Raw genomic sequence first — 14,745 nt, 5'->3', positions numbered from 1 at the left:
ATCGTGTATCTAGCGGAAACCGTTGCGAGGCAGACGGATTTGTTCGCGAAGCTGGAGTACCGACTAAAGCAGACTCATTGAATAGCTGAAAGCCGGTCCGTGGCAGAGTATCTGAACGTCGCACTCCTCAGCAACGTGGCCGCCCTGGCCGTGTGCGCTGGGAAGTGGGGCGACACGATTCGCGCCGATGATCTTCCTATGCAGATGTTCAATCATTATCGATGGCAGGCAGATTCAGATCTAGCAGCTGGTTGATCATTTCGATTGCAGGTACCATCGGCTGGCCGGGTCAGGGATCGCTTGATCGACAGATTCCCGGATTGGCAGTTCCAATAGCGCATCCGCCGAGGCCGCCGACGCCGGCTACAATCCTGAGATGATCAGTTCGAGTCAGCCAATGACCTAGTGCAAGAGACACTTTCACTGGCTTAGGGCCGAATTTCGCCATCCTGGTTCAAGTAGGTCGGACGCTGGCTCCGGACCTGGCCGACAGGAACCTGCACCCCAGATCTCCTCCCGCGTCTCCCGAACTGATCGCCACAGCATCGAGGACTACCTGAACGCCCACAACGCCCCAACCTCCAGCCCTACGTCTGGACGACCACCCGCCGAACCCATTCTCGCCACCGTCGAACGCACGCGCCGAATTCCAACACGAAGTTAGCTGGATCTGCACATGAGATCGACCGTTAAGAACCGCCCTGCCGCTCGGAACTATCGAGAGATCCGGTAATCTGCTGCCAGAAATCAACTTTCTGATTACGCACTCCACCAGACCGAGTTGCACGCAATGCCCAGCTTAGCCTCAGAGTCGTTTGCTTCCGGCTGTGGCACTGCAGGCGCGCGGTGCGTCGTAATGGCGACATGCCAGGGGAATCCGTCACGGATCGCGGGGCTTGATCCGGTGTCGTTTTCGCCGGACAGCATGACCAATGATCCACAGCTGCTACTACTTCCGTGCAAATCCGAGCCGCGGCACACGATTGCTATGTAGACTTTGAGCGGTGTCCAACTCAGTGAGCGCACGCTCCGCGATCTGCCTGAACATGATGGTGAAAAACGAGGCTGAGGTGGTCGCGGAGACGCTTGATTCGGTCGCGCCCTACATCAGCTCGTGGGTGATCGTTGACACCGGGTCCACCGACGGGACCCAAGACGTGATCCGCAAACACATGGCCCTCCTGGGCATTCCAGGTGAGCTTCACGAACGACCATGGCGCGATTTTGGGCACAACCGCACCGAGGCACTGAATCTCGCCCAAGGCCACGGCGACTATATCTGGGTCATCGACGCCGACGACATCGTCGGGGGCACACCCGATTTCACCCAACTGAGCGCCGATATCTATCGGGTGCGACTCGGAGATCCCTCCTTCACCTACTGGCGCCCGCAGTTGTTCCGCGACGCAGTGGGCGTGCGCTATGAAGGCGTCGTCCACGAGACGGCCGTGTGGGAGTCCGACTGCGTGGTTGGGCGCCTCGAGGGCGACTACTATGTGGAATCTCGTCGCCGAGGTGCCCGCAGTCAGGATCCGAGAACGTACGCACGTGACCGTGACCTGCTGCTGGCTGAGGTCGAAAGCAACTCCGAGGATGCGCGGTCGGTGTTCTATCTGGCCCAGAGCTACTTCGATCTGGGTGATTTCATCAATGCTCGTAAGTGGTATGAGCGGCGGGCCGAGATGGGCGGCTCGGAGGAGGAGATCTACTACTCGCTGGTCCGGCTCGCAGAGTCGATGGCGCGGCTCGAATGGCCGTGGCTGGTTGTCCAGGACGCCTACCTCAGGGCGTGGGAGTTTCGACCGACCCGCGCTGAGGCCCTACACGCCGTCGCTCGGCGATACCGCGAAGAGCGGCGATACCTGCCCGGTCACTTGTTTGCCCAGCGCGCCGCGCAAATCCCATTTCCCGAGAAGGACCTGTTGTTCATCGGCGCTGACGTCTATGCCTGGCGTGCGATCGACGAGCAGGCGGTGTGCGCCTCCCAGCTTGGCAACCATCTGGAGGCGTTTGTGCTGTGCCGGCGCCTGCTGGCCCTCTCCGCCGTCCCTGACCGTGATCGCCAGCGGATTGCGGTCAACCGCGACGTCAGCGTGCCGTTCATGCTCGAGGCGGCGTCCTTTTATCCAGAAGTGCTCGTGCATCGTCTGGTCGCCGGTCGAGGCGATGCCAAGGTGGTCGTCAGCTTGGTCGCCGGACCGGACCGTGAGACCACCGAACGGGCCATTAACTCGTTTATGAACTGCTGCGTCGATCTCGCCCTGTGGTTCGGGCGCTTTCTGGTGGTCGATGCAGGCCTGTCGGCCCCCGACCGGGCGCTGTTGCGTGAGCGCTACCGCTTCCTTGAGTTTGTCGATAGCAGCCCCGGTGACGCGCCAGCAACACAGCTCGCGCAGCTCCGCGCCCAGATCCAGGGACGGTTCTGGCTACACCTGAGCCAAGGCTGGCAGTTCTTTGCGCCCGAGAATTTCATCACCCGCATGATCGCAGTGCTCGAATCTGAACCACAAGTTTTCCAGGTGGGCATAAACTTCGCCGACGCGGACAAGCTGACTGGCGTTTGCGCAGGCGAGCAGGAGGTGCGCCACTCCCCCGACGCCGGCCGTTATGTCCTGACCGAGGCGGTGGCCAGCGGCCCGTCGATGTTCGACACCGCACGCCTGGCTCGGGCGGGCAACATAGGGAGCGGCGACCCAGACCCCATGGCCGAACTTGGTTGGCGGGCGGTCGCTGTGGGCCTACAGACCGCGAGCCTGGACGAGGTGCTCTGCATTGCCGCGGTCCGACCCGTGCAGCAACCCGAGGCCCCGGCACGGGTCCCGAAGAAGGCCGCGGTCCGACCCATGCAGCAACCCAAAGCCCCGGCACGGGCCGCGAAGAAGGCCGCGGTCCGACCCGTGCAGCAACCCAAAGCCCCGGCACGGGCCGCCAGGAAGGGACGTCGGCCCAAAACGCCTCCTCAGTGACCCGACCGAGGCCCGGCGATGTTCGATACCCATAAACACCCGGCCCACGCCCGAGCACTGAAACGTGAGCGCTACGGCTTCATCGAGTTCCGTTGATGTCGGCTCCGGCGCCGGGCGCGCCCGGTTCAGTTAGATTCTTCGACACCCTCGGACAAAAGCGGATTTCCGTTCCGGCGCCCATAACCTGTCAAGGCCGCACCAGCGACGTCGAAGCTAATTAGCAGGGCGTTGGCCGGCGGGCCAATCCTCCCTCCGGCCGCTGCCGGCGATGCGGTATTCCCCAACGACGTCGAACCCCACTGCCCCGGTTGCGTCGCTGGCGCTTGTACGGGGAGGCCGTCGCGTGGCGGCACCGGCGGCGCATCGCTCACGAAACGAAGTTCGTCGCGGAAGGATTTCGCGGGTTCCCGGTCGCCTAGGGCATGCGACGCGTCTTGTTCGGAACACTTCGGGCATCGACCCCAGAAGATGACCTCCGCCTCGTCAAGCGCGAAACCGTCGGTATTGGAGGCAGTCAAGCAGGGCATCGCACCAACGGCACAGTCGACATCTGCAATGGCACCGCAAGACCGGCAGACCATGTGATGGTGGTTGTCGCCGACCCGAGCCTCATAACGCGCCACCGAACCGGCGGGCTGCACCCGGCGAAGGAGGCCTGCCGAAGTCAGCACATGCAAGCTGTCGTAGACAGCCTGTCGCGACACATCGGGCAGGCAGTGATGCACCGCTCGGATAACAATGTCCGCCTCAGAGTGAGGTGCTGAATGCACCGCGTTCAGCACCGCGATTCGCGGACGGGTCACGCGCAGGCCAGCCGCCCGCAGCCGCTCGGCGTACTCGGCTGCCAGAGATACTTGCAGGAAATGCAAGTCCCGTGTGGGTTGAACCAAGCCTCTTCCCCCTTTCTGGAAGGACCGTGATCCGGCCTCCCCGAGGGCCGACTCTCGGGAACGCTACGCGATCATTCAAATTATGCATCCGTTTTCGGAATGTTCACCGAATCATCCAAAAAAACCTGGGCACATTCAAAAGGTATCGAAACTTACGGATTTCCGAAACGCCACTCAGGCCGGAGGGCAAAAGTACAGTTCAACAGGGGTGTATCGCCGACGAGAGCGTGTCCAATACAGCGAACACAGCCGATTATCATGCGGGCCGCAGCAGCCCACGCCAGTAAGAAATAAGCGAGTATGAGACCACCTCCAAGAATCGCTTTAAGGATAAATTTCGTTTTTGGGATAAGCTATTTTCGGAGAATGTTCGTTAAACTATGCATCACATGTCGCCTAAAAGTTAGACCGGCTGACATTCAGAGTGGCGCATTTCGGCTGAAATAGAATGCGAATCTTCGATCGAGATGGCAAGCGCCCCCGGCCGTTCGGCGCGTGGGACGCCGCGAGCCACAGCACCCTGAGCTCGCCGGGCCCCTTTTTCAGAGACCGCTTTGGTGGAAATCGGTGCCGCGAACGCTCACGCCAACTCGATGAGGTCTCGGTATTCCTCTGACCAGTAGTCCTCGGTGCCGTCGGGCAACAGCACCACCCGCTGCGGATCGAGCGCCTCGGCCGCGCCCGGGTCGTGGGTCACCAGTACCACCGCGCCCTGATAGCTGCGCAGCGCGTCGAGCACCTGTTCCCGCGAGGCGGGGTCGAGATTGTTGGTCGGTTCGTCGAGCAACAGCACGTTAGCGGTCGAGGCGACCAGGCCGGCCAACGCGAGGCGGGTTTTCTCGCCACCGGACAGCGTGCCGGCGGGCTGGTCGAGCTGCGGACCGGTGAACATGAACGCCCCGAGAAGTCCCCGGAGCTCCTGTTCGCCGGATTCGGGCGCGGCGTGGCGGATGTTCTGCCAGACCGTCGCGTCATTGTCCAGAGTGTCGTGCTCCTGGGCGAAGTAGCCGATCCGCAAACCATGTCCGGGTTCCAGACCGCCGGTGTCGGGCGTCTCGACTCCCGCCAACAAGCGCAGCAGCGTGGTCTTGCCGGCGCCGTTGAGTCCCAGCACCACCACCCGCGAGCCACGGTCGATCGCCAGGTCGAGCCCGGTGAACACCTCGAGTGACCCGTAGGTCCTGCTCAGCCCCTTGGCCACCAACGGTGTTCGCCCACACGGAGCCGGGGTCGGGAACTTGATGCGTGCCACCTTGTCGGCGACCCGCTCTTCGTCGAGGGCCGCCATCATCCGGTCGGCACGACGCAACATGTTCTGCGCCGCAACAGCTTTGGTGGCCTTGGCACCCAGCTTGGCGGCCTGGTTGCGCAGGGCGGTGGCCTTACGTTCGGCGTTGGCCCGTTCCCGGCGGCGGCGTTGTTCGTCGGTGGCGCGGGCGTCGAGGTACTTCTGCCAGGTCATGTTGTAGACGTCGACTTCGCCGCGCACCGCGTCGAGGAACCACACCCGGTTGACTACGTCGGCGAGCAGTTCGACGTTGTGGCTGATGATCACCAGGCCGCCACTGTGGGAGCGCAGGAAATCCCGAAGCCAGCCAACCGAATCCGCATCGAGGTGGTTGGTCGGCTCGTCGAGCAACAACGTGGTGGACGATCCGGAGCCGCTGTCCGACGCCGCGAAAAGGATGCGCGCGAGTTCGACCCGACGGCGCTGGCCGCCGGACAAGGTGCGCAGTTGCTGGGTCAGCACACGGTCGGGCAGGCCGAGACTGGCGCAGATGCGGCCCGCCTCGCTTTCGGCGCCGTAACCGCCGAGCGCGACGAACCGCTCCTCGAGCTGGCCGTAACGGCGGATGGCACGGTCGCGCGCGTCGTCGTCGGCGACCTCGGCCATCAGGGCCTGCTGCTTCTCCAGGTCGGTGAGCAGCACGTCGAGCCCGCGCGCCGACAGCACCCGGTCACGGGCCAGCACGTCGAGGTCACCCTCTTTGGGATCCTGTGGCAGATAACCAATTTCACCCTTACGGGAGACCGAACCGGCATACGGTTGGCCCTCCCCCGCCAGGATGCGCATCGTCGTCGTCTTGCCCGCGCCGTTGCGGCCGACCAGTCCGATTCGGTCACCGGGTTGCACGCGCAGATCGGGACCGTCGGGCGAGAGCAGGATGCGCGCACCAGCGCGGACCTCGAGGTCCGTAGCCGTGATCACATTCGCTCCTTAGTCATTGGCGCTACTTGTCGTCGGTGAATACCGCCGGGCGCTTCTCTGCGCGTGCCGCAACCGCTTCTTCGAAATTGGAGGTGAGCAGACGGACGAAAAGCTGTCCGAGGCCTTCGGCCTGCATGTGTCCCTCAAGGCTGCCAGCGTCCAGTCCACTCCATAGCGTGCGTTTGGTCAACTCGATACCCGGCCGGGAGAACGCCGCCATGCGCGCCGCAATCGCATAACAGGTGTCCAGCAGCTGGGCTCCCGGGACCTGGCAGGACACCAATCCGATCCGCTCGGCCTCTTCGGCGGAGACGTCGCGGCCGGTCATCATGATCTCGAATGCGCGCGAGGAGCCGATCGCCCTGGGCAGCAGGTAACTGAGGCCCAGTTCGCTGGCGGTCAGGCCGTTGTTGATGCCGGCAGCGCGGAAATAGGCGCTGGTGGAGGCCACCCGGATGTCGGCAGCCAGCGCCAGACAGAGCCCGCCGCCGATGGCGGCGCCGTTGACCGCGGCGATGACCGGTTGGTGCAGCCGCCGTAGCTTCAAAATGATCTCGTCGAGGAGCTCCATGGACCGCAGCGCGTACGTCGGCCGGGTGAGGTCCTCGACATGCGGAACGGTCCCGGCGGACTTGTGATCCGCGCCTGAGGAAAAGCCACGGCCCGCGCCGGTGAGCACCACCACACGCACCGAATTGTCGTAGGTGACTTCATCGAGCGCCTCTTTCAGCGGCACCATGACGTCGAACGCCATCGAGTTCATCCGCTCGGGACGGTTCAGGGTGATCAGGGCGATCTCGGGCCGCGGGTGTTCCAGAAGGACCAAACTCACCTGGAAACGGTAACGCAGGCCGGGCGCAGGGCCGCGAACATAACCCCGGCGGCGGTTTCGCTCAGACCTCGGTCGCCTCTTCAAACTCGTAGGCTTTGAGCTGCTGAACCAGGTCCTCCAACGCCGCTGGCGGCAGCGCGCCGGCCTGATTGAACAGCAGCTGGCCCTTCTTGAAGGCCATCAGCGTGGGAATGGACCGGATCTGGGCCGCGGCAGCCAACTCCTGTTCGGCCTCGGTGTCGACCTTGGCGAAGATCACGTCGGGGTGCTTTTCCGAAGCCGCCTTGAAGGTGGGTGCAAAAGCGCGACACGGCCCGCACCAGGAGGCCCAGAAATCGACGAGCACCATATCGTTGCCGTTGACGGTTTCGTTGAACTGCGCAGCAGTGAGGTCTTGGGTAGTCACATCCGCCCTAACGCCGAGGTGGTTGTTGTTGTTCCCCAGCCGTTCACAACAAGCTGGGTGTTGTTGATTTGTGCCGATACGTTCGCAGCTGGTTCACCAACTCGGCCATGACCGCCGGATTCGCGATGCCCGGCTGCTTGAATACCAGTTTGCCCCTCTTGAAAGCCATCAGCGTGGGCAGCAATTTCACGCCCGCCGTCTCGACCAAATCCCGTTCAACCGCGGAATTGACTTTGGCGTGCACGATGTCCGGGCAATGCTGCGCCGATGCCTCGTAGGTGGGCGTGAAGACCTCGCAGGGCGTGCACGACGGCGCCCAGAAGTAGACAAACACGTTCTCGTTGCCCCGGATCGCCTGCCGGAAATCGGCCGCAGTCAGGTCCCGCGTAGATCCAGTGTCCATCAGCACTAGAGCGTACGTCAGCCCGCCGCGGCGGACCGCCAGGTTCGGTTACCCAGCAGGCGCATCCCGTTGAGCGCAACGAGCAACGTCGAACCCTCGTGACCGGCCACCCCCAGCGGTAGCGGCAGTTGCCCGAAGAGGTCCCACAGCACCAGCACGGCGATGACGCTGCCGGCGAAGACGAGGTTGGCGGTCGCCACCCGGCGCGCCTGGCGGGCCATCCCGATGATCGTCGGGATGGTGTGCAGTTCGTCGCAGACGGTCACCGCGTCGGCGGTCTGCAGGGCGAGGTCAGAGCCGGCGCCCATGGCAATCGAGGCGCACGCCGTGGCCATGGCCGGTGCGTCGTTGACCCCGTCACCCACCACCAGCACCCGGTGTCCTCGGGCCTGCAGGTCACGCACGGCAGCGACTTTCTGCTCGGGCAGCAGCCCGGCCCGTACGTCGACGATCCCGGTGTCGCGGACAACGTGTTGAGCCGCGCGGGGATTGTCACCGGTCAGCAGCACCGGGGGCCCTGACGTCAACTCCGTCAGGGCAGCGACGGAATCCACTGCGTCGCAACGGATCTCATCGGTAAGACCCAGGACGCCGGCGGCGACCCCATTGATGACGACGACAGCGGCAGTGGCACCGGCGTCGACGAGGTCTGTCACTTCCCTCGGCAGCACCCCGCGAAAACCTTGCGGACTGCAGACTTCTACAAAATCGCGCCCTACCGTAGCGCGAACGCCGCGGCCCGGCACCGCGCGGAAGTCGTCGGCGGCTGGGATGGCGACACCGCGCCGGCGCGCTTCCCGGACAATCGCCCGGCCCACCGGATGCTCACTGAATTGTTCTGCTGCAGCTGCGAATTCGAATAGCTTCGACCCGTCGATCAGCTCCGGCCGAAGCACCTCGACTGCGGTCAGCCGCGGCATTCCACAGGTCAGCGTGCCGGTCTTGTCCAAAGCGACGATGCTGATGTCGGCAAATCGTTCGACGACGGCCGCGGACTTCAGCAGGATCCCGTGCCGGCCGGCGTTGGCGATGACGCAAAGCAGTGGCGGCATGGTGGCCAGCACCACCGCGCACGGTGATGCGACGATCATGAAAGTCATGGCGCGCAACAGAGCTGGCTGCAACGCGGCGCCCAGCATCAGTGGGATCGCGATGAGCGCGACGGTGGCCGCCACCACTGCCACCGAGTAGCGCCGTTCGATCTTCTCGACGAACAGTTGATATTGAGCCTTGGTGGCCGATGCCTCGGACACCAACTCCACGATCCGGGCCACCACGCTGTGCGACGAGTCGCGGGAGACGGCCACCCGAAGCACACCTGTTCCGTTGACCGTGCCGGCGAACACGTCGTCACCGGCGGCCCTGACGACCGGCACCGATTCCCCCGTGATGGAGCACTGGTCAACGTCGGATTCTCCGGAGAGCACCACGCCGTCGGCGGGTATCCGCTCCCCCGGCCGCACCACCACGCGGTCGCCCACCACCAGCTCACTGGCGGGTACCACTCGCTCGTTGCCGGCGCCGTCAACGAGCACGGCCTGCTCGGGCGCGAGACTCAACAGGCCTTTCACCGAGTCTGCGGTGTGCCTGGTGGCGACTTCGTCGAGGGCGCCCGACGTCGCGAAAATTACGATCAGCAGCGCTCCGTCGAAGATTTGCCCGATTGCGACCGCGCCGATGGCCGCGACGATCATCAGCAGATCGACGTCGAGCGCCTTGTTGCGGAGTGCCTTCGCGCCTGCCCATGCCGAGCCCCAACCACCGGCCAGGTAACACCCAAGGTAAAGCGTCCACCACAGGGCCATCGGCGCGCCGTTGACCTGAGCCACCAACCCGGCCAGGAACAGCGCCAGCGCAACGGCCGCCCACCGCACCGACACCACCGACCACAGTGCAGCCCGCCAACTAGTCGCCCGGGCAGTGCGGTTCCGAACGCGGTCGAAGGAGACCTCAGGGGCGGTCACTTCGAAGGCGGTCAAGGTCATTCCGGCGGCCTCACAAAGGGTGACAGTGCGTCAGGATGCACCGAGTCTATTGACGCGGGTGTCGACGGAGGTCTCGGTTTGATTCCGGTATGCCATTGAATTGGCTTATGGCACTTCAACATACGGAAGCAACCTCGGCCCGTCGCAGATGACCTGCCACCCCCGCGCGCGGGGACCCGAGACCTTCACCGGGCTATTGCACATTCGCCAAAAAAGGCTTGCCAAAATGGATTCATTGTTGCCGAATCGCGATAGGATTCTGGGATCGCCGACTCGTCGCTGTGGAGGTGCGAGATGTCGTTCGTGGTCGCCAATACCGAATTCGTATCCCAAGCGGCGGGCAATCTGGCCCGGGTCGGATCTCTGATCAGCGACGCCAACAATGCCGCAGCAGCCCAGACGACCGCCGTCGCGGCCGCCGGGGCCGATGAGGTGTCGGCCGCCGTCGCCGCCATCTTCGGCGCCCACGCCCAGACGTATCGAACGTTGAGTGCCGGTGCCGCTGCGTTCCACGAGCAATTCGTGCAGCTGCTGGCTGGTGGTGCGCAGCAGTACGCCCTCGCCGAGGCGACCAATATCGGCCCGCTGCAGCCGGTCCTCGACCTGATCAATGCGCCGACTATCGCCCTCTTCGACCGGCCGCTGATCGGCAATGGCGCCGATGGAACGGCTGCGAAACCGAACGGTCAGGGCGGCGGCATTCTGTTCGGTAATGGCGGAAACGGGGTCAACGGCGGCAGTGGTGGGTCCGCCCTGTTCCTCGGCAGTGGTGGGGCCGGCGGCACGGGTGTGCCGGGCGGAACCGGCGGTGCCGGCGGCAACGGCGGGTACCTATGGGGCAACGGCGGTGCGGGCGGAGCGGGCTTCGCCGGCGGCGGCGCAGGCGGCCGGGCCTGGTTCATTGGAACCGGCGGCGCGGGCGGCAACTCATTGTCGTTCGGCGGCGGTGGGGCCGGCGGCGCCGGCGGATTCTTTGTCGGCGACGGCGGCAACGGCGGAGGTGGCGGAGCCACCAGCAATGGCGGGATTGGCGGCCAGGCCGGTTTGTTCGGGGACGGCGGAGACGGCGGCAATGGCGCAGGGCCAACGGGTAACGGCGGAAACGGCGGCAACGCGCTGTTGATAGGCAATGGCGGAAATGGCGGTCACGCCGCTATTACCGCTACCCCGGGCCTCGGCGGCATGCGCGGGCTGCTCTTCGGCCAGAACGGCGCCAACGGCTGACATCTGCAGCAGGTCAGCGAGGTATTTCCCTGGTTACGGTTGCGTACGTTTTCTCTCAGCAGCAAGACTGTGCCCGATCATCGGGCCGATCAGTCTGAGTGGAAGGAACCACCGTGGGGCACTACATCGCCAACGTGCGCGACCTCGAATTCAACCTATTCGAGGTTCTTGACGTAGGCGCCGTCCTCGGCACCGGGAAATACGCTGACCTGGACGACGACACGGTCCGCACCATCCTGTCGGAGGCCGCCCGATTGGCCGAAGGTCCGGTGGCCGAGTCCTTCGCCTTCGCCGACCGCAACCCCCCAGTCTTCGACCCGGCCACCCACTCCATCAGCGTCGCACCGGAATTGGTGAAGACGGTGCAGGCGATCAAGGACGCCGAATGGTGGCGCCTGGGTCTGGCCGAGGAGATCGGCGGCATGGCCGCGCCGCCGCCGCTCAGCTGGGCCGTCAACGAGATGATTTTCTGCGCCAACCCGTCCGTCTGCTTCTTCAACCTGGGTCCGATTCTGGCGCAATCCCTGTTCGTCGAAGGTAACGACGAGCAGAAGCGTTGGGCCGCAATGGGAGTCGAGCGGGGATGGCAGGCCACGATGGTGCTCACCGAGCCGGACGCCGGCTCGGACGTGGGCGCGGGCCGCGCCAAGGCTATCGAACAACCGGACGGCACTTGGCATATCGAGGGCGTCAAACGCTTCATCTCTGGTGGCGATGTCGGCGACACGACCGAGAACATCTTCCATCTGGTGCTGGCTCGGCCCGAGGGTGCCGGACCGGGCACCAAGGGCCTGAGCCTGTTCTACGTGCCGAACTTCCTGTTCGACCCGGACACCGGAGAACTCGGCGCACGCAACGGGGTGTACGTCACCGGCGTGGAACACAAGATGGGGCTGAAGTCCTCCCCCACCTGCGAGCTGACCTTCGGCGCCACCGACGTCCCGGCCGTCGGGTATCTGGTCGGCGGCGTCCACGACGGCATCGCACAGATGTTCCACGTGATCGAGAACGCGCGCATGACGATCGGCGTCAAGTCAGCCGGGACCCTGTCCACCGGTTACCTCAACGCACTGGCCTACGCCAAAGAACGCGTGCAGGGCGCTGATCTGACGCAGATGACGGACAAGACCGCGCCGCGGGTCACGATCATGCACCACCCCGATGTGCGTCGCAGCCTGATGACGCAGAAGGCGTACGCCGAAGGTCTGCGGGCGGTGTATATGTACGCCGCGGCACATCAGTGCGATGCTGTGGCGCAACACGTTTCGGGAGCAGACCACGACCTGGCGCACCGTGTCGACGATCTGCTGCTGCCCATCGTCAAGGGCGTCGGCTCCGAGCGGGCCTATGAGGTCCTCACCGAATCGCTGCAGACGCTGGGCGGGTCGGGCTTCCTGACCGACTACCCGCTCGAGCAGTACATCCGCGATTCCAAGATCGACTCGCTGTATGAGGGCACCACGGCGATCCAGGCGATGGACTTCTTCTTCCGCAAGATCGTGCGCGACCACGGGCAATCCCTGCAGCACGTGACGACTCAGATCAACAAGACCATCGAGACCACCACCGAGTCGTTGAAGGACCAGGCCGAGCTGTTGCAGGCTGCGGTCGAAGATGTCACCGCCATGACGGGTGCGCTGATGGGCTACCTGATGTCGGCCGCCCAACATCCCACCGACATCTACAAGGTGGGTCTCGGCTCGGTGCGCTACCTGCTCGCCGTCGGAGACCTGCTCATCGGCTGGCGGCTACTGGCGCAGGCGAACGTCGCTGCGGCGGCTCTGGCAGGGGAGCCGTCGGCCGCCGACAAAGCTTTCTACGAGGGCAAGGTCGGCGTCTCTGCGTTTTTCGCCAAGAACATGCTGCCAAAGCTGGCCGGCGTGCGGGCGGTCCTGGAAAACATCGACGACGAGGTCATGCGCGTTTCCGAAGAAGTGTTCTGAACGCTCCCACGCTGAGGAGGCACGGAGATGGCCCCGTTGTTTGTGGCGGTACTGCCGGACGCGCTGACTGCGACAGCAATCAACCTGAGTGGAATCGGTTCGGCGATAACGACGGCCAACACTGCGGCGGCAGCATCCACCACCGGTGTGCTGGCCGCGGGTGCCGACGAGATATCGGCGGCGATCGCAGCCGTTTTCTCCGGTCACGCGCTGGACTACCAGGCCTTCAGCGCGCAGGCGGCAGCGTTCCACCAGCGGTTCGAGCAGCTGGTGAACACCGCGGGCAGCTGGTACGCAACCGCCGAGTCGGCCAACGCCTCGCAGTTGCAGATCTTGGAGCAACAACTGCTCGATGTAGTTAACGCACCCACTCAGACGCTGCTAGGGCGTCCGCTGGTCGGCAACGGTGCGAACGCTCCGGCTGGAAGCGGACTGCCCGGCGGACCCGGCGGCCTGCTGTACGGCAACGGTGGAAACGGGGGTTCCGGGGGCACCGGCCAGCCGGGCGGTGCCGGTGGGGCCGCCGGTTTGATCGGAAGCGGCGGCAGAGGCGGCGACGGCGGCCAGGCTGTACCCGGACAGATAGGTCAGGCCGGCGGGCGGGGCGGCAGCGGTGGGCTGCTCTTGGGCTCCGGCGGCGCGGGCGGCAACGGCAGCAATGGACCCGTCGCCACCGGCGCTCCGGGCGGTGCCGGCGGCGCGGGCGGGCAGGCGGGGCTCGTCGGCGCGGGCGGTGCCGGCGGTATCGGTGGTAGGGGCTCGGCCAGCGGCGTTGGCGGATCCGGCGGTGCCGGTGGTAACGGCGGTTTGCTGTACGGCAGCGGTGGTGTCGGCGGAGCCGGTGGAGACGGCGGAGCAACCACCGGAGACTTGTTCGGCGGAGCCGGCGGTGCGGGCGGCGCCGGCGGCAGCGCCGGGCTGATCGGCAACGGCGCCGTCGGCGGAGTCGGGGGTGCTGGTGCCACGGTAGACACCACGGGCTCCAACGTCGGCGCCTTGGGCGGAGTCGGCGGCCACGGCGGGAACGGCGGGGACGGCGGGTGGTTGTACGGTTCGGGCGCCGTGGGCGGGGACGGTGGAGGCGGCGGTGACGGCATAGGCGCCGGCACCGGGGTCGGCGGTGCCGGCGGAACTGGCGGGGCAGGAGGCAACGCCGGGCTCATCGGTCAGGGCGCCGGTGGCGGCGCCGGCGGCATGGGAGGCACCGGCAAAGGGGTCGGTGGAACCGTTTCGGTCGGCTACGGCGGCGCCGGCGGCGCTGGCGGCACTGGCGGCACCGGCGGGCGGCTGTACGGTTCCGGTGCAACCGGCGGGATCGGCGGCACTGGAGGCACCGGCGCCGCTGATGGCACCACTAACGGCAGCGAAGGCGGTGCCGGAGGCACCGGCGGCGCCGGAGGTCGCGCCGTGCTGTTCGGTGATGGTGGCGCAGGTGGGCAGGGCGGCGTTGGTGGTGACGGCGGCGCCGGCGCCGGCGGCGCAGGTGGGCCAGGTGGCGACGCCGGGCTGATCGGCAACGGCGGCGAGGGCGGGCTGGGCGGCGCCGGCCAGATATTCGGCCCCCTCCTCGGCCCCTTTGGCGGCGTCGGCGGCAACGGCGGGGCCGGCGGTAACGGCGGCTGGTGGTACGGCTCCGGCGGCACCGGAGGGGCTGGCGGTGCGGGCAGCGACAGCTTCGATTTCGGCGGTGCCGGCGGGGCTGGCGGCAGCGGCGGCAACAGCCGTCTGATAGGCAACGGCGGGACAGGCGGGCACGGCGGCGCCGGCGGGTCAGGCGGCTTGTCCGCCGGCGCGGACGGACCTGGCGGCGGCGGCGGCGCAGGTGGTGCGTTGTTCGGCACCGATGGTGCCAACGGCGCGCCGTAGGCAGATCACACCGCGACAGTG

The 14,745-nt window shown here is 65.7% G+C and carries 9 protein-coding genes and 1 pseudogene; 4 read left to right on the top strand and 6 right to left on the bottom strand.

What is annotated here, in order from left to right; genetic code table 11:
- Positions 1–1,004 precede the first annotated feature (1,004 nt).
- Positions 1,005–2,966: a glycosyltransferase gene (locus AWC08_RS13595; RefSeq protein WP_244906502.1), complete on the top strand. Its 1,962-nt coding sequence runs from the start codon at positions 1,005–1,007 to the stop codon at positions 2,964–2,966.
- 428 nt (positions 2,967–3,394) lie between these two features.
- Here the strand turns inward: AWC08_RS13595 and AWC08_RS38200 are convergent.
- The 6 genes and pseudogenes from AWC08_RS38200 to AWC08_RS13565 all read right to left on the bottom strand — a co-directional run.
- Positions 3,395–3,835, bottom strand: a pseudogene (locus AWC08_RS38200) (Fur family transcriptional regulator); the annotation flags it as partial.
- 601 nt (positions 3,836–4,436) lie between these two features.
- Positions 4,437–6,065 carry an ABC-F family ATP-binding cassette domain-containing protein gene (locus tag AWC08_RS13585; RefSeq protein ID WP_065132661.1) on the bottom strand — a complete coding sequence of 543 codons (1,629 nt, stop codon included), beginning with the start codon at positions 6,063–6,065 and terminating at the stop codon, positions 4,437–4,439.
- Between the two features lie 22 nt (positions 6,066–6,087).
- Positions 6,088–6,915, bottom strand: coding sequence for an enoyl-CoA hydratase (locus tag AWC08_RS13580; RefSeq protein ID WP_263860897.1), 828 nt, complete (start codon positions 6,913–6,915; stop codon positions 6,088–6,090).
- A gap of 43 nt (positions 6,916–6,958) precedes the next feature.
- Positions 6,959–7,303 (bottom strand): thioredoxin, encoded by a 345-nt coding sequence (gene trxA, locus AWC08_RS13575; protein WP_065132663.1) that lies wholly within the window; start codon positions 7,301–7,303, stop codon positions 6,959–6,961.
- Positions 7,304–7,346: 43 nt separating this feature from the next.
- Complete coding sequence (locus tag AWC08_RS13570) at positions 7,347–7,706, bottom strand: thioredoxin family protein (protein WP_065132684.1); 360 nt, start codon at positions 7,704–7,706, stop codon at positions 7,347–7,349.
- 17 nt (positions 7,707–7,723) lie between these two features.
- Complete coding sequence (locus tag AWC08_RS13565; RefSeq protein ID WP_065132664.1) at positions 7,724–9,691, bottom strand: heavy metal translocating P-type ATPase; 1,968 nt, start codon at positions 9,689–9,691, stop codon at positions 7,724–7,726.
- A gap of 294 nt (positions 9,692–9,985) precedes the next feature.
- Between AWC08_RS13565 and AWC08_RS13560 the strand changes: the two genes are divergently transcribed.
- The 3 genes from AWC08_RS13560 to AWC08_RS13550 all read left to right on the top strand — a co-directional run bounded on the left by AWC08_RS13560 (position 9,986) and on the right by AWC08_RS13550 (position 14,724).
- Positions 9,986–10,915 (top strand): PE family protein, encoded by a 930-nt coding sequence (locus tag AWC08_RS13560; protein ID WP_065132665.1) that lies wholly within the window; start codon positions 9,986–9,988, stop codon positions 10,913–10,915.
- Between the two features lie 113 nt (positions 10,916–11,028).
- Positions 11,029–12,858 carry an acyl-CoA dehydrogenase gene (locus tag AWC08_RS13555; protein WP_065132685.1) on the top strand — a complete coding sequence of 610 codons (1,830 nt, stop codon included), beginning with the start codon at positions 11,029–11,031 and terminating at the stop codon, positions 12,856–12,858.
- A gap of 27 nt (positions 12,859–12,885) precedes the next feature.
- Complete coding sequence (locus tag AWC08_RS13550) at positions 12,886–14,724, top strand: PE family protein (RefSeq protein ID WP_085087872.1); 1,839 nt, start codon at positions 12,886–12,888, stop codon at positions 14,722–14,724.
- Positions 14,725–14,745 lie beyond the last annotated feature (21 nt).

Source organism: Mycobacterium gordonae, assembly GCF_002101675.1.
GTDB lineage: Bacteria > Actinomycetota > Actinomycetes > Mycobacteriales > Mycobacteriaceae > Mycobacterium > Mycobacterium gordonae.
This window is presented reverse-complemented; position numbering and strand designations above follow the sequence as displayed.